This is a genomic window from Romboutsia timonensis (genome assembly GCF_900106845.1).
GTDB classification, from domain to species: Bacteria; Bacillota; Clostridia; order Peptostreptococcales; family Peptostreptococcaceae; genus Romboutsia; species Romboutsia timonensis.
In genome coordinates this window covers 1,150,361-1,168,673 of record NZ_LT629850.1, presented here as the reverse complement: position 1 = coordinate 1,168,673, position 18,313 = coordinate 1,150,361, and the positions used below count along the sequence as shown (strand labels likewise).

Annotated in this window: 22 protein-coding genes and 1 riboswitch; of the genes, 3 read left to right on the top strand and 19 right to left on the bottom strand. The window is 26.3% G+C overall.

Annotated elements, in window-relative coordinates; genetic code table 11:
• Window positions 1–3: 3 nt before the first annotated feature.
• From BN7997_RS08095 to BN7997_RS08060, 9 genes are all read right to left on the bottom strand, one after another.
• A complete protein-coding gene (locus BN7997_RS08095; protein ID WP_195906808.1) occupies window positions 4–450 on the bottom strand; it encodes a MarR family winged helix-turn-helix transcriptional regulator in 447 nt (148 codons plus the stop codon).
• 191 nt (window positions 451–641) lie between these two features.
• Window positions 642–1,508: a methionyl aminopeptidase gene (locus BN7997_RS08090; protein WP_071120307.1), complete on the bottom strand. Its 867-nt coding sequence runs from the start codon at window positions 1,506–1,508 to the stop codon at window positions 642–644.
• A 111-nt stretch (window positions 1,509–1,619) separates the two neighbouring features.
• Entirely contained in the window at window positions 1,620–2,252 is a 633-nt protein-coding gene (thiE, locus tag BN7997_RS08085; RefSeq protein WP_071120306.1) for a thiamine phosphate synthase, read from the bottom strand.
• Window positions 2,253–2,271: 19 nt separating this feature from the next.
• On the bottom strand, window positions 2,272–3,066 hold the full coding sequence (gene thiM / locus BN7997_RS08080) for a hydroxyethylthiazole kinase (protein WP_071120305.1): 795 nt from the start codon (window positions 3,064–3,066) through the stop codon (window positions 2,272–2,274).
• 12 nt (window positions 3,067–3,078) lie between these two features.
• Entirely contained in the window at window positions 3,079–3,876 is a 798-nt protein-coding gene (gene thiD, locus BN7997_RS08075) for a bifunctional hydroxymethylpyrimidine kinase/phosphomethylpyrimidine kinase (protein WP_071120304.1), read from the bottom strand.
• Window positions 3,877–3,962: 86 nt separating this feature from the next.
• A riboswitch (TPP riboswitch) is annotated at window positions 3,963–4,058 on the bottom strand.
• 119 nt (window positions 4,059–4,177) lie between these two features.
• Complete coding sequence (locus BN7997_RS16440) at window positions 4,178–4,348, bottom strand: hypothetical protein (protein WP_330385873.1); 171 nt, start codon at window positions 4,346–4,348, stop codon at window positions 4,178–4,180.
• A gap of 206 nt (window positions 4,349–4,554) precedes the next feature.
• Window positions 4,555–5,220 carry an arsenic resistance protein gene (locus BN7997_RS16435; RefSeq protein ID WP_330385872.1) on the bottom strand — a complete coding sequence of 222 codons (666 nt, stop codon included), beginning with the start codon at window positions 5,218–5,220 and terminating at the stop codon, window positions 4,555–4,557.
• A gap of 46 nt (window positions 5,221–5,266) precedes the next feature.
• On the bottom strand, window positions 5,267–5,974 hold the full coding sequence (locus tag BN7997_RS08065) for a metallophosphoesterase family protein (protein WP_071120303.1): 708 nt from the start codon (window positions 5,972–5,974) through the stop codon (window positions 5,267–5,269).
• 12 nt (window positions 5,975–5,986) lie between these two features.
• Window positions 5,987–6,382 (bottom strand): ArsR/SmtB family transcription factor, encoded by a 396-nt coding sequence (locus BN7997_RS08060; protein WP_071120302.1) that lies wholly within the window; start codon window positions 6,380–6,382, stop codon window positions 5,987–5,989.
• Between the two features lie 240 nt (window positions 6,383–6,622).
• Here BN7997_RS08060 and BN7997_RS08055 point away from each other — a divergent pair, with 240 nt between their 5' ends.
• The gene (locus BN7997_RS08055) at window positions 6,623–6,895 is read left to right on the top strand and encodes an ArsR/SmtB family transcription factor (protein WP_083335048.1); all 273 of its coding nucleotides are present in this window, start codon (window positions 6,623–6,625) and stop codon (window positions 6,893–6,895) included.
• A 146-nt stretch (window positions 6,896–7,041) separates the two neighbouring features.
• On the top strand, window positions 7,042–8,046 hold the full coding sequence (locus BN7997_RS08050; protein WP_320632049.1) for a permease: 1,005 nt from the start codon (window positions 7,042–7,044) through the stop codon (window positions 8,044–8,046).
• 143 nt (window positions 8,047–8,189) lie between these two features.
• Here BN7997_RS08050 and BN7997_RS08045 read toward each other — a convergent pair whose 3' ends face one another.
• Together BN7997_RS08045 and BN7997_RS08040 are read right to left on the bottom strand one after the other, a co-directional pair.
• Window positions 8,190–8,555: a hypothetical protein gene (locus tag BN7997_RS08045; protein ID WP_071120299.1), complete on the bottom strand. Its 366-nt coding sequence runs from the start codon at window positions 8,553–8,555 to the stop codon at window positions 8,190–8,192.
• 82 nt (window positions 8,556–8,637) lie between these two features.
• Complete coding sequence (locus tag BN7997_RS08040; RefSeq protein ID WP_071120298.1) at window positions 8,638–9,777, bottom strand: AI-2E family transporter; 1,140 nt, start codon at window positions 9,775–9,777, stop codon at window positions 8,638–8,640.
• A gap of 209 nt (window positions 9,778–9,986) precedes the next feature.
• Here BN7997_RS08040 and BN7997_RS08035 point away from each other — a divergent pair, with 209 nt between their 5' ends.
• Window positions 9,987–10,670 carry an MBL fold metallo-hydrolase gene (locus BN7997_RS08035; RefSeq protein WP_071120297.1) on the top strand — a complete coding sequence of 228 codons (684 nt, stop codon included), beginning with the start codon at window positions 9,987–9,989 and terminating at the stop codon, window positions 10,668–10,670.
• Between the two features lie 129 nt (window positions 10,671–10,799).
• On the opposite strand, the gene BN7997_RS08030 is transcribed toward BN7997_RS08035, so the two are convergent.
• The 8 genes from BN7997_RS08030 to BN7997_RS07995 all read right to left on the bottom strand — a co-directional run bounded on the left by BN7997_RS08030 (window position 10,800) and on the right by BN7997_RS07995 (window position 18,108).
• On the bottom strand, window positions 10,800–11,531 hold the full coding sequence (locus BN7997_RS08030) for an OmpA/MotB family protein (RefSeq protein ID WP_071120296.1): 732 nt from the start codon (window positions 11,529–11,531) through the stop codon (window positions 10,800–10,802).
• 3 nt (window positions 11,532–11,534) lie between these two features.
• Entirely contained in the window at window positions 11,535–13,052 is a 1,518-nt protein-coding gene (locus tag BN7997_RS08025) for a hypothetical protein (RefSeq protein WP_071120295.1), read from the bottom strand.
• A 367-nt stretch (window positions 13,053–13,419) separates the two neighbouring features.
• Window positions 13,420–15,093: a hydroxylamine reductase gene (hcp, locus tag BN7997_RS08020; protein WP_195906807.1), complete on the bottom strand. Its 1,674-nt coding sequence runs from the start codon at window positions 15,091–15,093 to the stop codon at window positions 13,420–13,422.
• Window positions 15,094–15,297: 204 nt separating this feature from the next.
• Complete coding sequence (locus BN7997_RS08015) at window positions 15,298–15,594, bottom strand: cupin domain-containing protein (protein WP_071120294.1); 297 nt, start codon at window positions 15,592–15,594, stop codon at window positions 15,298–15,300.
• A gap of 163 nt (window positions 15,595–15,757) precedes the next feature.
• Window positions 15,758–16,201, bottom strand: a complete 444-nt coding sequence (locus tag BN7997_RS08010; protein ID WP_071120293.1) for a hypothetical protein — start codon at window positions 16,199–16,201, stop codon at window positions 15,758–15,760.
• A gap of 49 nt (window positions 16,202–16,250) precedes the next feature.
• On the bottom strand, window positions 16,251–16,493 hold the full coding sequence (locus BN7997_RS08005; RefSeq protein WP_071120292.1) for a hypothetical protein: 243 nt from the start codon (window positions 16,491–16,493) through the stop codon (window positions 16,251–16,253).
• 288 nt (window positions 16,494–16,781) lie between these two features.
• The gene (locus BN7997_RS08000; protein ID WP_071120291.1) at window positions 16,782–17,408 is read right to left on the bottom strand and encodes an ABC transporter ATP-binding protein; all 627 of its coding nucleotides are present in this window, start codon (window positions 17,406–17,408) and stop codon (window positions 16,782–16,784) included.
• Window positions 17,398–18,108, bottom strand: a complete 711-nt coding sequence (locus BN7997_RS07995; protein WP_278335265.1) for an oligopeptide/dipeptide ABC transporter ATP-binding protein — start codon at window positions 18,106–18,108, stop codon at window positions 17,398–17,400. Before BN7997_RS07995 ends, BN7997_RS08000 begins: the two co-directional genes overlap by 11 nt.
• Window positions 18,109–18,313 lie beyond the last annotated feature (205 nt).

The following is an 18,313-nucleotide window of genomic DNA, read 5'->3' as shown; positions in this document are numbered from 1 at the left end:
ATATTATTCAGATAAATTTTTCTTTATTTTTTTCATAACATTAAAAAAAACTTCTAACTCTTCTTCTGTAATTCCTTCCCTAACTTTCTTGTCATGTTTTTCAATTTCTTTATGAATCTCATGCTGAATTTCAGACGCTTTTTTAGTTAAAACTAACTTTTTTAACCTTGCATCATAAGATACCGGCTGTCTAATAATTAGATCGTTTTTTTCCATCAATTGTAAAATACCAGTAGCTGTTGAACGTCTAATCGAGAATTCTTCTTCTAAATCCCTTTGAAATACATCCTGACCTTCATGTTCACTCAAATAAGCTACTACCCATTTTTGAACTCCTGTTAAGTTATTAAATTTATCATGAATAGGTAATTTGTCAAAATCTCTTTTTAAAAGATTATGAACAGTTTTTATTTCAAATCCAATTAAATTTTCTTTTTCTATTTTTAACACCTCATTTATGTTAGGACACTAACATTATATTTCTTATTTTTTCTAATGTTAAGTTTTCATCGTATTCTTTGTATAATATTAATTTCACTTCAAAACAGATTCAAATATTATATAATATTCTTTATAATTAAAAAAGGTGCTAAATTTAATTAACACCTTTGAAAACTATTATTTAATATAAACTTTATACATTACTTAGATAAAATTTCAACTCCATCTTCAGTAACTAAAATCATATGCTCCCATTGAGCTGATAACTTTCCATCATCGGTATATGATGTCCATCCATTATCTGCATCTATATATAAATCAGCATCACCTTGGTTTATCATAGGCTCTATTGTAAATATCATACCTGGAACTAATACCATTCCCTTTGCCCCTTTATAGTGATAAACAAAAGGATCCTCATGGAATTCAAGTCCTATTCCATGCCCTCCAAATTCTTCAACAACAGAGTAACCATTAGCTTTAGCATGAGCTTCTATTGCCGCACCTATATCTCCTAAGTGTCCCCATGGTTTAACTGCTTCTATACCTTTATATAAACATTCTTTAGTTACTTCAACTAATCTCTTAGCTTCTTCACTAACATTTCCTATCATAAACATTCTTGACGCATCTGAGTAGTATCCGTTATATATAGTAGATACGTCTACATTTATTATGTCACCATCTTTTAATACTCTATCAGGACTTGGTATACCGTGGCATATTTCATCATTTATAGATGTACATACACTTTTAGGGAAATCGTGATATCCAAGTGGTGCAGGTATAGCACCTTGAGATATTGTAAAGTCATGTACTAATTTATCTATTTCTTCAGTAGTCATTCCTGCTTTTATATTTTCAGCTACTAAGTCTAGTACTGCATTGTTTATTTTTGCACTTTCTTTTATTTTTTCTATTTGCTCTTTTGTTTTTATTATATTATGAGAAGGAACTTCAAATCCTCTTTCTTTTAAAGATTTTAATTTTTCATCAAATTCCATATGGCATTTTTTATATTTAAGTCCACTATTACACCAACATTCATCATTTCTATTTATTTTCATAAACTATTCTCCTATTATATTTTTACTTATAATTATTTTATGATATTGTATTATTATCTACCATATGTTTTAATTTGTAAACTATAAATTTATTTTATTTAATTAAAATCTTTATATTTTATTTAACCAGTCCCCTACCCTTTTTCCTATATCATCAACCGCTAGAATTCCAGATACCAATGCATATCCATCTGGATTAAATTGTTTTAATTTATCCACATTATCAAGTGTTATTCCTCCAATTAGTACAAATGGTAAATTTACTTTTTCTGTGATTTGTCTTAGTGTTTCAAAGGAAACTTCTTTTGCATCATTTTTTGTTGGAGTAGAAAACATTGCTCCTATCCCCAAGTAGTCTGCACCATTTTCTTTTGCTATTTTGGCTTCTTCAACATTTCTAGCAGAAACACCTATTATTTTATCTTCTCCAATAAGCTTTCTAATAGACATTGCATCTATATCACTTTGTCCCACATGAACTCCATCAGCATCAGCAATCATTGCAATATCAACTCTGTCATTAATTACAAAAGTCACATTATATTTTTTAGTAATTTGTCTAAGCTTTATTGCTTTTTCTAAAAACTCTTTTCCATCAGCATTCTTTTCTCTTAATTGCACCATTGTAACACCAGCTTTTATGGCATCTTCTATACACTTATAAAAATCTCTTCCTTTTAATATCTCTGAGTCTGTAACTAAGTATAATTTAAGAGCATTTTTTAATTCATCTTTATTTATCATATAAAATCTCCCTTAATTGCTAATTAATTTGCTCTATTTCTATCCTTGCATATTTCTCAAGAATATCTTTACTTAATGAGAATAAGTTGTCATAAAGTAAAGTTTTATATGTACCTATTGGTGGATTTTCTTTATCTGCTAACTCCCCACTTAAAGACATGGCAAGAGTTCCAATTACTGCTCCTTCAATTGCTTTATCAGTACATGGTAAAAGACTAGCTATTAAACTTGTACTCATACATCCTGTACCTGTTATGTATTTAAGCTTTGCACTTCCGTTTTGAATTTTATAAAGAATGTTTCCATCACTTATTAAGTCAGTTTTACCAGATGCAACTACTACACATTCTAGCTTTTTTGCAACTTCTATTACTATCTCACTAGAGTCAGCTCCATCATCAAATGAATCTACACCTTTTCCTTTTACATTTAAACCACCTAAAAATTGAATTTCAGATATATTCCCTCTAACCACATCAAACTTAACTTCATTTAATAATCTATTTGTAATTTCAGTTCTTGCATTTGTTGCAAATACACCAACAGGGTCTAATATAACTGGCTTATTATATTTATTTGCTGCTTTACCTGCTAAAACATATAAATCAAGTAGTTCACTATTCATAGTTCCAATATTAATTACTACAGAATTTGAAACCTTAACTATATCCTCTACTTCCTCATATGAAAAACTCATCAAAGGACTAGCTCCTATGGCAAGTGTTGTATTTGCACAATCTGTTATAGTTACATTATTTGTATAATGTAATACTAAAGGATTAACTTCTTTTACTTTATCAATTAAATTAAACATATTTATTCCCCCTTATTTATCCTCTTTATAAAAATGATGAACTGGTCCAACACCATGACCTATGTCAAAGCTATATCTTATTGCTTCTGTAATATATTCTTTACTAAGTCTTACAGATTCTTTTATATCGTGTCCTAAAGCTAAATGAGATGTTATAGCTGAAGATATAGTACATCCCGTACCATGAGTATTTTTCCTATTTATTCTTTCACCTTTAAATACTTCAAACATATCTTTGCCTATAAGTACATCTACACAGTCCCCTTCTAAATGTCCACCTTTCATAAGTACATATTTAGGTCCCATATTTAATATTATATTTCCTGCTTTTTTCATATCTTCAACAGTTTCTATTTTTATACTGCTTATTTCTTCTGCTTCAGGTACATTAGGTGTTACTATGTATGCTTTTGGTATAAGATATTTTATTAGATTTTCTTTAGATTCTGGTCTTAGAAGTGAATACCCACTTTTTGAAATCATCACAGGGTCAACTACAACATATTCACAAGGATATATTTCTAAAGATTCTACAATATCCTTAATAATTTTAGGAGAAGATACCATACCAATTTTTATTGCTTTTGGTGGTATATCTTCACAAACTGCCTTTATTTGTGATTTTATAATTTCAGAACTTAACTCCTCAACATCAAATACCCCTTCTGTATTTTGTGCTGTTATTGCAGTTATTACACTCATTCCATATGTTCCTATAGCAGAAAATGTTTTTAAATCAGCTTGTATACCTGCTCCCCCTGAAGAGTCAGAACCAGCTATTGTTAATGTTGGTACTCTGTAGTTTTTCATTTATTTCCCCCTTTTTTATACGTAAAAAATGCTATACCTGATGTAGGCATAGCATTAAATTACAATTTTATAATCCCTTATTTGATTACTAATTAATGTTGCTTTCCTACGCTGGTACTAACCAGATCAGGTAATAAGGGTCGGTAAAAACCTCTCAGCCAATGGCACCCCTAGCAATTATTCATTTATAAGTTTATTATAGTTGTTAATTTTCAATTGTCAATTGTTTTTTATTATAATTAGATGTATTCATTTCCTATATGGATACTAATAAAGGTATAGCTAATACCTATTTTATATTTTACTTTGTAAACCAATGTTTAGTTTTATTAGCTATTGCAACAAGTGCAAGCATTACTGGAACTTCAACTAATACTCCAACAACAGTAGCAAGTGCTGCTCCTGAGTTAAGTCCAAATAAAGCAATGGCAACTGCAACTGCTAATTCAAAGAAATTACTAGCACCTATCATAGCTCCTGGTGCTGCTATATCATGAGGTAACTTCCATGCCTTAGCCCATAAATATGCTAAGAAGAATATAAAGAATGTTTGTATTGTAAGTGGTATTGCTATTAATGCTATATGAGCTGGATTATCTATTATTTTTTGACCTTGGAAAGCAAATAATATTACTAATGTTAATAATAAACCAACTACAGTTATTCCATTGAATTTAGCTAAAATACATTCTCAAAATAATTTAATCCTTTTTTCTTTATTATCATAGTTCTTGAGAAATATCCTGCAACAAAAGGTATTATAACAAATAAAACTACTGATAATAATAATGTATCCCAAGGAACAGTAACATCTGTAACACCTAGTAAAAGGGCAACTATTGGAACAAATCCAACTAAAAGTATAATGTCATTAACTGCAACTTGAACTAATGTATAAGCTGCATTTCCTTTTGTTAAGTGACTCCAAACAAATACCATTGCAGTACATGGTGCTGCTCCTAAAAGCACTGCTCCTGCTAAGTATTCTTTAGCTAAATCAGCTGGTATAAAGTTTTTAAATACTATAATTAAAAATAAATATGATATTATATACATTGTAAATGGCTTTATTAACCAGTTAGTGCTACATGTAACAACTAAACCTTTCTTTTGCTTTGTAGCATTCTTTATAGCTGTAAAATCTATTTTTAACATCATTGGGTATATCATTAACCATATTAATATTGCCACTGGTATAGAAACTTGTGCATAGGTAAATTTATCTAATGTTTGAGGTATTTGTGGTAAATACACTCCTATTAAAACCCCCGCTACTATACAAAGAGCTACCCATAGTGTCAAATATTTTTCAAATACTCCTAGTCCTTTATTCTCTTTACTCATATCTCCTATCATTCCTAATTTTATATTGTTTAATTTATTTTGCACTTCATTGTCTTATAAGCCTAGCAAAATCATTTGGTAATATCTCATTTTCTTCAATTTCTTTTGCCATTTTTTCAAAATCATAACATACTTCTATTATTTCAACTTCAACATTTGTATCACATATCTCTATAATTACATAGTTTGCATCTGGCTTATTAGTCTTAGGCTTTCCAACGCTTCCTGCATTAACTAATAGTTTTTCACCATAATATTTAGCATATGGTATATGAGTATGACCACAAACTAATATATCTTCAACTAATTCATTCATAACTTCCTCTGCTTCTTTAGAGTTTTCTTTTAAATACTCATTTATAACTCTTGTACTTCCATGAACAAATCTTATAGTCTTATTGTTAAAAGTGAATATAGCTTCTTTAGGAAGATTTCTTAAATATTTTTTATTTTCATCAGTTGTCTCTTGAGATGTAAAATGCATTGAAAGACCTGCCTTTTCTGCATCTTTTGGATCTGGGTAATCACATCCACATACTATTTTTAAGTTACCTATTGCATCATCATAATTTCCCATTATAGTAAGTATTTTTTCTTCCTTCATCTTATGTATAACTTCATTTGGACGCGTTCCATACCCAACTAAATCTCCTGTACAAATTATCATATCTACATTTTTTGATTTTATATCATCTATTACCTTATCTAGTGCATATATATTACTGTGTATATCTGATATTACTGCTATTTTCATTTATATTTTCTCCTACTTAGATGATTTTCTTTCGCTTATTTTGCTTATTACTTCTTTAACCTTTGATACATTTTCACAATTTAATCCAGATTGCTTATATCCAATTAAAATATCATAGTCATTTTTTAATTTTTCATCTTCATCTAATTCATTTTCTAAAAGAACTTTTATAAAACTATATTTATTTAAAGTTTCTTCATCTAGCTTATAATAAACATATTTTGCTTCTTTATAGTAAGTCACTATATTTGCATTCATTAACTTACTTAAATGTCTTGATGCATTAGATTGTGTAATCTCAAGTATTGACTCTATTTCACAAACACATAAAGGCCCATCTCTTAAAATATTGACTATTCTTATTCTAGTCTCATCTCCTAATGCCTTTAACATTTGTACAGTATTCATAACTTCTCCTTTCTCATATTAACATATTCACTTTTAATCATATGATATGTTAAAAAATCTTTTTTGTAAACTATAAAATCAAATTTTTTTGATTTTATTATCAACTATTTTATCATTTAATAATATATTATTTTCATAAAAACATATATTCTTACAAAATATCTATAAATAAATATTTATTTATTGTAATTAATAATAAAATATTTGTTATAATATATGTATAATATTGGAGGTATTAAGATGGACAACATAGATTTAATTTTTAAAGCATTATCTGACCCTATAAGGCTAGATATATTAAAAAAGCTATATTCTGCTGAAAGTGTGTGTGTCTGTGAACTAACAGATATATTTGATATATCCCAATCAAAGCTTTCGTATCACTTAAAACTATTACTATCTGCAAATCTTATAAGTAAAACATCAAAAGGAAAATGGAATTTCTACTCTGTTAATAAAGATGCTATTTCAAGAGTATTAACTTATGAAGTTATTCAAAAATTATTTTTTTAAAAGAGTTGCCAAATCAAAAAAAATTGATATAATGAATAATATAATATTTAAAAGTTAATTAAATTCATTATATCGATTTTTAGTTAACTTAAAGATATATTTTTTTATTTTTAATATCAATTTTTTTTGATGTATGGATGTATTTTATGAGTATATTTAATTTTTTTACAGATCAAGTATTAGGTATGAAATGGTTATCTGATTTAACAACATCATTAGTTGAAAATGTATTTAATCTTGATATAACTTCAAAACTTGGAGGAAGTATTCAATTTTTTATATATGATACAATAAAAATATTTATACTATTAGGTGTTTTAATATTTTTAATATCATATATTCAAAGCTACTTCCCTCCTGAAAAAACTAAAAAAATACTTACAAAATTTAAAGGAATATCTGGTGCAACAGTTTCCGCTTTATTAGGAACAGTAACTCCATTTTGTTCTTGTTCTAGTATACCTATATTTATAGGATTTACTAATGCAGGTTTACCATTAGGTGTAACTTTCTCATTTTTAATATCTTCACCAATGGTAGATTTAGCATCACTACTTTTATTAGCAAGTTTCTTTGGTATGAATATATCTGTTTTATATGTAGTTTTAGGGCTTATAATTGCAGTAGTTGGTGGAACTATAATAAGTAAACTTAACTTAGAAAATGAAATACAAACATATACAGAACATACTAGAGAACTTTATGCCGAATCTGAAAACTTTAATCAAAAACAAAGATTAAATTATGCAAAAGAAGATACTTTAGCTATTATAAAAAATGTTTATAAGTATGTAATAATAGGCGTTGGTATAGGAGCTTTAATACACAACTATATCCCACAGGATTTAATACTTAAAATACTTGGTGATAATAATCCATTTTCAGTTATTATAGCTTCAGTTGTTGGTATCCCAATGTATGCTGATATATTCGGAACTATACCAATAGCAGAAGCATTGTTTATGGCTGGAGTACCTATAGGAACTGTACTTGCATTTATGATGAGTGTTACAGCTTTATCTCTTCCTTCTATGATAATGCTAAGCAAGGTTGTAAAACCTAAGTTATTAGCTATATTTATAGGAATTGTAACTATTGGTATAATTATAACAGGATACTTGTTTAATGCAATCGGACCATTTTTAATGTAGTCTGTATAATAGAAGAATCTTCTATAATATATATAGTTATAAATTCATAACTATTGTAATTACTAAAAATGAATTTTGATAATATAAAAAATCCAATAGGTCAACTATTGGATTTTTTATATTAGTATAGAATATTACTTACCTTACTTCCATATATACGCATCTTTAATAATATTTCTTTGCATCAAATCTTCAAAGCTTTCATTAAAATCTAAAAATACTTTAGTTAGTCTTAACTTTTCCTTATCACTTATTTTTAACTTATGAAACTTGCTAAGCCCAATTGCAAACTTTCCCATAGATACTCTAAAATCATCATAATCTTTTTCATATAGTTTATGGTCTTTGCTCAAAGTTTCTAACTTATTTAAATTAAGTTTACATTCTTCTTCATATATCTTTATATCATCAATACTTTTAATACTCATATTAACTTTAGTAGTGTTAACTTTTAACATTATCAAATAATTTCTGTACTCATTTATCAAATTTTTATAATTTATATTCATTAAGTATTTCTCCTGTTTTAAATTTAAGTAATTTATTAATACCCTAAATTTACTTAAACTACACTTTATTTTCTTATATACTCTATTTTTCAATCTTTCTTTTTATCTCTATTCTCTTATTAACATATTCTGAGAATAAATCATATATAACACTTACTAAAGGCATCCCTAAAACCATACCTAGAACTCCAAACAAATTACCTCCAACTATAATAGCTAATAATATCCATAAAGAAGAAAGACCTAAGGAATTTCCAACTACCACTGGATATACAAACTTACCATCTAACTGTTGAATTGTAATAATTAAAACTAAAAATAATATTACAGATGAAGGCTTTGCCATAAGTATTATAAACATAGATATAACAATTCCCACATATGTTCCAAATATAGGTATGAAGTTAAGTATTGGTATCATTATACTTATAAGCAATGCATATGGAATTTTAACCATTGAAAATACTATAAAAAATGTAGTTCCAAGTATAATTCCATCTGTTGATTGACCTAATATAAACCTAGAAAATTTATAATTAGTAAGTCTTAAAATATATAATATTTTCTTACATGCTCTCTCACTAAAAAATGCATATAATACTTTTTTAAATTGATGTATTAATTTTTCTTTTCCAAGTAGTATATACATTGCTATTATTATTCCTAAAAATAGATTTACAAAAAAGTTTGTAATCCCAAAGGTAAAATTAAGTAAATTAGATATAAACATATTTATAAGATTTCCAATATATGATATAGATTTTTGAAGCATAGAAGAAATATCAAACTCTACATTTTTAAGTATATCTAAATTACTTAAATTTTTTGTTACATAGTTTTGTAAGGATATTATATAATTTGGAATAGTTTCAGTTAAGCTTTTTATACTTTCAATAAGTTGTGGCACTATAAAATTTATAAATGCAGCTACTATTATTACAACTATTATAATAGTAGATACTAACGCTATTATTCTTGATAGTTTATTTAGTTTTTCATGATTTTTAGTTAATGGTTTTATTATTTTTTCTTCTATAAGCTTCATTGGTATATTTATTAAAAATGCAATTAATCCACCAATTATAAATGGCTTAAAAGCTATTATTAACCTATTATATATACTAGGTATTAGTGCTGGCTTAAATATTAATAATATAAAAAGCATTATATATGTTGAAATTATAAGTTGATTCTTTAACTTTAAATCTTTTAATTTATTCATAATTGCCTCCAATAAAGTTGCTATTATATACTATTAATATTTTCCAATTTGGTAATAAATTATATATATTATGCAAAAATACTTATATGTTTTTTTTAGTGTTTAATATTTTATCTATATAACTATTTTTTGATATAATATATTTTATACAGTATATTAATAAATTTAATTTAAACTATAATAATTATATAACTAAGAAAGGATTAAATATGAAAATAACATATATTCACCATAGTAGTTTTAGTGTTGAACTTGATAACACTATATTACTTTTTGATTATTTCAAAGGAAATCTTCCAAGCTTTGATAAAAATAAAAAGCTATACGTATTTTCTAGCCACTCTCATCATGATCATTTTGATGAATCTATTTTTAATATAGAAAAAACTCATCCAAATGTTGAGTATATATTATCAAATGATATTAAAACTACAAAATCTCAAAATACTAAATTTATAGGAGCAGATGAAAGATTATTAGTAGATAATTTAGAAATTAGAACACTTGAATCTAGTGATTTAGGAGTTGCATTTATTGTAAAGGTTGATGATAAAATAATATACCATGCTGGTGATTTAAATTGGTGGCACTGGGAAAGTGAAAACACTCCTGAAGAAAATAAGTTTGCTGAAAATAAATTTAAAAGTGCAATAGATAAAATAAAGGGAGAAAATATTGATGTTGCTTTTCTTCCTCTAGATTCTAGGCAAGGAAATCAGTACTATTTAGGATTTGATTATTTTATGAGAAATACTAATACTAAAGTTGCATTTCCAATGCATTTTTTTAGAGCGTACTCTCTTTCTAAAATCTTTAAAGACTCAGAGTATGCATCTACTTACAAAGACAAGATAATTGATATAAATAAAGACGGTCAAACTTTTGAGTTATAAAATTTCACTTTGCTCAAATTAATATTGCTTTTATTCATAAATTATCAATATATTTTAATGTATTAGAAATTCTTTATAGGTAAAAAATCACCCTATGTCGTTAATTTTGACATAGGGTAATTTATATATCTACTTTTTGTAATTATCTATAATCTCATTAATAGTTTCCTCAGAATTAGTTATAACTCTAAACTCAACTCTTCTAGATGCATCTTTATCTTCTACGTTATCTTTATATATTCTATGACTATAACTCATACCATTAGCAGTAATATTATCTATTAGCCAATTTTCATATTCACTAAGGCTTTCCATATTCATAACATACTCTAATACATTTCTAGTTCTATCTTGAGATAGTTCCATATTTTTAAAGTAAGCAGTCTTAGTATCAACACCTTCTTCCCATTCACTAGAGGTATGACCTTCTATTCTAATTTCTGTTACCTTATCTTTATAGTTTGTGTAAATTACATTTATATATCTAGGAAAAAATGAATCAAGTATATCTTTAAATTGAGTTTTAAGTTCTGATTCTCCCTTTGAAAAAAATACTTCTGGCTCTTTAAATCTTATTGTTCCATCTTTATCTATTTCCATATGCCAGTTATCCATATCCCCTTCAAATTCATTGTATAAATCTTCATATATGTTTTCTTTACTCTCTTCATAGGTTGTAACTATATTTTCTACAGTTTGTTGCTGCTTTTTTATATTTGTATTTTCATCTATTACTTTACTCATAAATATAACTGATGTAAATAGAAAAACTATCATAAGCCCTGACATTAAATCAGATATTGATGACCATACATTATCACTATTTTTATCTTTTCTTTTAAATTTATCTAGTTTGCTCATACTCTATTTATCTCCTTCTGAGATAGCTTCATTATCTATAGTACTTACTACATCATTTTGTGCAAATGCTTCTTTTAATTCTTCTAATAATCTATAATAATCCTCTGAAAATCCTTCTGATATAGTTACTAATTGACCAGCTAAACAACTTAGGGCATCTGTAAATTCTTCTATTAATGTATTATCTAATTTTTCTATTTTTCTAACACATAATTTTTCCATTTCTTCTGCCATAGTTTTTATTTGATTTGAAGTTGCTACAGTTATATTTTCTAATCTCTTTGTAGACTCTGATATGGTATCATCTAATGTATTATTTATATTTACTGTACTTTCCTTTAATAATTGTATTTGTTTATTAATTTCTAAACTATTTTCTTTAAATGAATTTTGTACTTCTTCATTAAAGTGTATTAATGTTTTATTAAATCTTTTTTGTGTACTTAATAAATGTTCATTTATATCTGGTATTAAATCTTTTAGGCTATATATTAACATTTTACATTGGCTTATATGTTCTGATATTTCATATTTAAATTGTCTATTATTTTCATATATTGATTGTGTAGTTTTTGATAATACATCTTCTGTTATTTTTTCTAGATATGATTTTATATTATTTAAGTTTTCAGAAATTAAAGTTTGTAGATAAGCTGTACTTTCTTTTGTACGGTTATCTATATTTGTGAAATGTTCATTTATTTGTGGTATAGATTCTTTTGCAGTATTTGATATTTCAATTATAGATTTATTTGATTCTATTATTACGTTTTGTGTTTTATTTATTTCTTTAAGTACTTCACTTAACTTTTCATTATTTTCTTTTATAAGTGATGAGTTTTTAGAAATACTTTCTATTGATTCATCTGCATTATGTATAGTTTGTATTACTGTTTCTAATTCTTTAGTTGTATTTTCTATAGTTTCTTTATAGTTTTCTTGCCATGTCAGTAAGTTATTTACTCCACTATTTAAAAGTGTAAAACATTCTCCAAGCTTTTTAAATTCACCTATAAGCTCTTCTTGTTTTGATATAATATTATTGTTTAAGCTTGCTATTTCATTTTTTAATACTACTGTTAAATTTTCTTGATGACTAGCCCATATTTCACTTACTTTATTTAATACATTTTCAGTTTGTTTTTGATTTTCTATAAGTGTGTTATTTACATTTCTACTTTCAGCTATCATTGTATTAAATAATTCCATAATATCATCTATATTTTCTTCATCTTCATTTTTTAAAGCTATGTACTTCATAAATATTGATGCTGCCATTCCTATTATAGATGTTGCAAAAGCTATTTTCATACCACTTAATAAAAGCGGTACACTAGATGTTATATCATTTGGGTTAAACTTCCATAGTCCTATTGATATACCTACAAATGTCCCAAGTACACCTATAGTTGATGCTATATTTCCAAGTACTGATTCCTTTGAGTATTGTTTTTCTTTTAAGAAAAAATATAATATGTAAGCAACTAAAATCCCAAATATTATCGTTACTACTAATTCCAAATCTATCCCCCCTTATTATTTTTGCTTGTCAATAATATTTATATGATTAGCTTTTTATATTTATATCTTTTTTAAAAGTTTAAAAATTTAAAATATCATTTTATTTTTTAATAGTATGTTTAAATCACTTTAATATATAAAAATAAAAAAATGGTGTTGCATTTGTTGCAACACCCATTTTTCTATTGTGTGTAAGCACAATAAAATAATAAATTTTTTTAGGAATAAATTATAAAAATTCTAATTACTAATAACTTAAATATATACTAATACATTTTTCTACAAAATTCAACATTTTATTTCATTGTTTTGCATAAAAATACCAAAAGAACATTGTTATACAATGTTCTTAAGTTTAATTAGTATATTATATACCTTGTTCTAAACAAGATTTTAAATCATCATCTGGAGTACTTATAAGTCTTAAATCAAATGTATCAACTAAATATTGAAGTACATTAGGACTTAAGAATGCTGGTAATGTTGGTCCTAAGTATATTCCTTTTATTCCTAATGATAATAATGCTAATAAGTCTGCAACTGCTTTTTGTTCATACCAAGATATTATTAAAGATAATGGTAATCCATTAACATCAGTATCAAAAGCATCTGCAAGTGCTGTTGCTATTCTAACTGCTGAGTATGCATCATTACATTGACCTACATCTAATAGTCTTGGAAGTCCTGCAACTTCTCCAAATTCTAATTTATTAAATCTATATTTTCCACATGCTAGTGTAAGTATTACACAGTCTTTTGGAACTTTTTTAGCAAACTCTGTATAGTAATTTCTACCTGGTCTAGCTCCATCACAACCTCCTATTAAAAAGAAGTGTCTTATTTTTCCTTCTTTAACAGCATTGACTATTGTCTCTGCATGGCTTAATGTAGCATGATGTCCAAATCCAACTAATATTTCATGTGGCTCTTGATCTTCTTTATATCCTCCAAGTTCTAATGCCTTATCAATTATTTCACTAAAGTCTTTTGTTCCATCTTCCTTTTTACCTATATATTTAACTCCATCCCATCCTACAACGCTAGTAGTAAATATTCTGTCTTTATAAGTTTCTCTAGGTCTCATTAAACAGTTAGTTGTCATAAGTATACATCCTGGTATGTCGTCAAATTCTTTTTGTTGATCTTGCCAAGCACCACCAAAGTTTCCTACAAGATGAGGATATTTTTTTAACTCTGGGTAACCATGAGAAGGTATCATCTCTCCATGTGTATATATATTTATACCTTTTCCTTCTGTTTGTTTAAGTAACATATCTAAATCTTTTAAGTCATGTCCTGATACAATTATAAATGGACCCTTTTTAACATGAACATTTACTTTTTGTGGAGATGGATTTTTATAAACTGTAGTGTTAGCTTCATCTAATTTTTTCATAACTGCTACACTCATATCTCCAGTTCTCATAGTCCATCTTATTAGTTCTTCTACATCTAGATTATCATCAGTTGTTGCTTCTAAAGCTCTTACATAAAAATTATCTACTTGATCATCATAGTATCCAAGTGCTCTTGCTTGATGTCCATAAGCACTAATACCTTTTAATCCATATATTATAGTTTGTCTTAATGAACGAATATCTGGGTCTAAATTTTGATCATACATTATACCTGCTTTTTTAGCATCTTTAAGCATTTCTGCTTTTGTATCACTTAAATTATATGTAGCGTGGTCTGTGTTATTTTTTATACTTCCAACCTTGCTTCTTAAAGCTTCTTTTATTTTTTGAGATTTCTTTAACATTTCAACATGAACATCTGCATCAAAGTTTACATTTGTTAATGTTGTAAATAAAGTATCTTCTATAAAGCTAACTATGTCTTTATCTACATTTTCACCTTTTTCAACTAATTCTTTTGCATAACAGCTTATTCCTTTTATTTGGTATATAAGTAGGTCTTGAAGTGCAGCTACTTCAGGAGTTTTTCCACATACCCCCATCTTAGTACAGCCCTTCCCTCCTGCTGTTTGCTCACATTGATAACAAAACATCGGATATTCTATTGCCATATTATTTTCCACAATATTACCTCCATTTATATTTATATTAACAATATATATTTTTCTCATATTTATCTAAAATATAACTATTTATTTTATTTTTTATAAATAGTTAACTATATAGGATTTCTTTTCCTATGTACTTTATAAAGTTATAAATGTATACGTAAATAAAGCCTATATTAATTTTAATATAGGCTCTTTATTTAGGTTAATATTAAGTATTTATGATAATGATTGCGATATAGTAACTAATACCTTACTAGTTCCTTTTGATATTACATTATGTTCTATTCTTGCATCAAAAGGAAGAAAATCTCCTTCTTTTAGCTCAAATTTTTCTCCATCTTTAAATTCTATATCCACAGTACCACTTACAACTTGAATTGTTGCATATCCATTGTGTGAGTGATTTGGTAGACCTTTACCATCTTCAAACTTAAAAAATAATGTTTTAAACTTCTCATTTTCCACTAAAAATTCTCTATTAGTTACTATGTTATTTATGTTTATAGGATTCATTACTATACCTCCTTAATTTATATATTTATTATTGTGTATTTTATTAACTTACTTATTCACAATTTATAAGGTATTATAATTTACTTTTGCAAAAAAAAAGGAGCTTATGCTCCTATCTTTTTTGTATTATATTAATATTACTAACAATAATATTTGTATATTTTTATAACTGTTTAAAATTATATTTAAAATCTATAGATGTAATACCTGGAGAATATCCAGAGTAATCTAAATAAGCACCAATCACTTTTCCTTTATCTATTACCATACAAAGCATAATTGGTTCATCTTCTTTTGATTTTTCTGCTAATTCATATCCTACAACTTTTCTATCCTCTGTCATAGAGTCTAAATCATCTTTTAAATACCCACCTTTTATACTTGCTTCTTTTATAAGAGTAAAGACCTCAGAATCTCCTATCAAGATATCTGATTCAGTTAGAGTTTCTGATTTCAAAGTATATCCTTGTTTGGATGTAATTTTTTTAGCCTCATCTAAGGCTATTTTATCAATATTAAAATCTTGAATATCTTTGCTACTACTACATCCAACTACTAATAAAGTAGTAGTTATAAAAGAAAGTAGTATCATTATAATCTTTTTCATACAAATCCCCCTATATTTGATTAATATTATTCATTAAACTAAAATACTTTTACAATTTCGATTTATTATTACAGTTAAGTAAACTTATCCCTGATAAAATACAGATCAAAGCAGATGCTCCTATTTTAAACCAATTCATATATAACCAGAGTTCACCACCCAATACTATATCTGGAGATGTGTTAAATTCATCAGCGTAAATAGCTATATTCCAAAATAATTTACATGTTATTATTAAACAAATAATACTAAGTATAAATATACTTATGTTTATAAACTTGCTATTTCTCACAATTATGTCCCCCTTAATTAACTATTACTCAAATTATAACAAAATTTAATTTTACCGTATTCTTTTTTATCTCATTCTTTAAAATATAACATTTATTTTTTATTATATAAAATATTACATTATTTTCCAATTACGAAAAGGTTACATTATATTTCAAGCAAAAAACATGTTAAATCAATGGTTAATTTAATATTAAAGAAAAAATTTCAGCAAAATAAAATAGCCATTTTATATAAATTAAAATGACTATTTTTCTATAATATAAAGATAGGTAAAATATAAAACATTTTATTCTATATTGTTAGATAACTCTTTAAATTCAGTTAAATCTACAATCCTATCACATATTCTATTTACTAATGCTTTTTCATGACTAATTACAATTAATCCAATATTATATTTTTTAACATGTTCTAAAACAACATTCCATATCTGAGCTTGAGTAATAGCATCTAGCATAGTTGTCATTTCATCTGCTATTAAAAACTTAGTTTCTGGTGATAATGCTCTAACAACACAAAATCTTTGTAATTCTCCTCCTGATAATTCACTTGGCCATCTTTTTAGCCACTCTTTCTTTATTCCCATATCATCTAATAACTCTTTTGAAGGTTCGAAAGCTTCTTTTAAAATTTTATCCATTTTCCACTTTGGATTTACAGATTTTTCTGGATGTTGAAATATTAATTGGACTGGGCTATACCCTTTTTTAGATAACTTTTTTCCATCTATTGTAACAGTTCCACTTTGTAGTTTTTCATATCCTGCTAAAATCTTAGCTAAAGTAGTTTTACCAAATCCACTTGGTGCAATTAATCCTACAACTTCTCCACTGTCTATCGTAAAATCAATATCTTTTAATATATACTTATCATCTTTATATTTAAAATTTATTCCCTTTGCTTTAAGTTGCATTTAAACATCTCACCATCCCATCTCTAACCATCCTTGCATTTGGTCTTATTAACCTACATTTATCACTAATACATTCACATCTATCTTGAAATAAACATCCTTTTGGTAATTCATTTGGCATAGGTTGTGATCCTTTTATTGGCTTAAATCCATTTTGAGGAAGTGCATTAAAAAGTGCTTTTGAGTATGGATGTCTTAAATTTTTACCATCACCTTTAAAGTCATTTACATTAGCAATCTCTAAAGTTGTTCCAGCATAAAATACAGCTATTTTATCAGCTATTTTAAGTGCAGCTTCTATATCATGAGTTATCATTAATATTGCACATCCACTATCCGCTATATTTCTAAAATCTTTAAGTGCTTCATTAAGAGATTTTTCATCTAATCCTGGTGTTGGTTCATCTGCAATAATAACTTTACAGTCAGATACTAATGCAGTTGATAAAAGAACTTTTCTAGCCATACCTCCTGATAATTCAAATGGATAAAAATTATCAACTTTTTTATCAAGCCCATATTTATTAAATATATACCTTTGACGTTTGTTTGCTTTTTCTTTATTCTCTATTGATATTTTTACTTGTTTTGATACCTTCATTAATGGGTCTAAAAAATTTACGGATTGAGGTATAAACACTATTTCTCTTCCTCTTAATTTTTCTTTATCCTTTAAACTTAAACTTTTACCTTTATATATTATATNTTAAAATATAACATTTATTTTTTATTATATAAAATATTACATTATTTTCCAATTACGAAAAGGTTACATTATATTTCAAGCAAAAAACATGTTAAATCAATGGTTAATTTAATATTAAAGAAAAAATTTCAGCAAAATAAAATAGCCATTTTATATAAATTAAAATGACTATTTTTCTATAATATAAAGATAGGTAAAA

What these genes read in the sequence shown, in the direction of transcription:
- BN7997_RS08090 (WP_071120307.1), bottom strand. Translation starts at nt 1,508, where the DNA reads ATGAAAATAAATAGAAATGATGAATGTTGGTGTAATAGTGGACTTAAA.
- thiE (WP_071120306.1), bottom strand. Translation starts at nt 2,252, where the DNA reads ATGATAAATAAAGATGAATTAAAAAATGCTCTTAAATTATACTTAGTT.
- thiM (WP_071120305.1), bottom strand. Translation starts at nt 3,066, where the DNA reads ATGTTTAATTTAATTGATAAAGTAAAAGAAGTTAATCCTTTAGTATTA.
- thiD (WP_071120304.1), bottom strand. Translation starts at nt 3,876, where the DNA reads ATGAAAAACTACAGAGTACCAACATTAACAATAGCTGGTTCTGACTCT.
- BN7997_RS16440 (WP_330385873.1), bottom strand. Translation starts at nt 4,348, where the DNA reads ATGATAGGTGCTAGTAATTTCTTTGAATTAGCAGTTGCAGTTGCCATT.
- BN7997_RS16435 (WP_330385872.1), bottom strand. Translation starts at nt 5,220, where the DNA reads ATGAGTAAAGAGAATAAAGGACTAGGAGTATTTGAAAAATATTTGACA.
- BN7997_RS08065 (WP_071120303.1), bottom strand. Translation starts at nt 5,974, where the DNA reads ATGAAAATAGCAGTAATATCAGATATACACAGTAATATATATGCACTA.
- BN7997_RS08060 (WP_071120302.1), bottom strand. Translation starts at nt 6,382, where the DNA reads ATGAATACTGTACAAATGTTAAAGGCATTAGGAGATGAGACTAGAATA.
- BN7997_RS08055 (WP_083335048.1), top strand. Translation starts at nt 6,623, where the DNA reads ATGGACAACATAGATTTAATTTTTAAAGCATTATCTGACCCTATAAGG.
- BN7997_RS08050 (WP_320632049.1), top strand. Translation starts at nt 7,042, where the DNA reads ATGAGTATATTTAATTTTTTTACAGATCAAGTATTAGGTATGAAATGG.
- BN7997_RS08045 (WP_071120299.1), bottom strand. Translation starts at nt 8,555, where the DNA reads ATGAATATAAATTATAAAAATTTGATAAATGAGTACAGAAATTATTTG.
- BN7997_RS08040 (WP_071120298.1), bottom strand. Translation starts at nt 9,777, where the DNA reads ATGAATAAATTAAAAGATTTAAAGTTAAAGAATCAACTTATAATTTCA.
- BN7997_RS08035 (WP_071120297.1), top strand. Translation starts at nt 9,987, where the DNA reads ATGAAAATAACATATATTCACCATAGTAGTTTTAGTGTTGAACTTGAT.
- BN7997_RS08030 (WP_071120296.1), bottom strand. Translation starts at nt 11,531, where the DNA reads ATGAGCAAACTAGATAAATTTAAAAGAAAAGATAAAAATAGTGATAAT.
- BN7997_RS08015 (WP_071120294.1), bottom strand. Translation starts at nt 15,594, where the DNA reads ATGAATCCTATAAACATAAATAACATAGTAACTAATAGAGAATTTTTA.
- BN7997_RS08010 (WP_071120293.1), bottom strand. Translation starts at nt 16,201, where the DNA reads ATGAAAAAGATTATAATGATACTACTTTCTTTTATAACTACTACTTTA.
- BN7997_RS08000 (WP_071120291.1), bottom strand. Translation starts at nt 17,408, where the DNA reads ATGCAACTTAAAGCAAAGGGAATAAATTTTAAATATAAAGATGATAAG.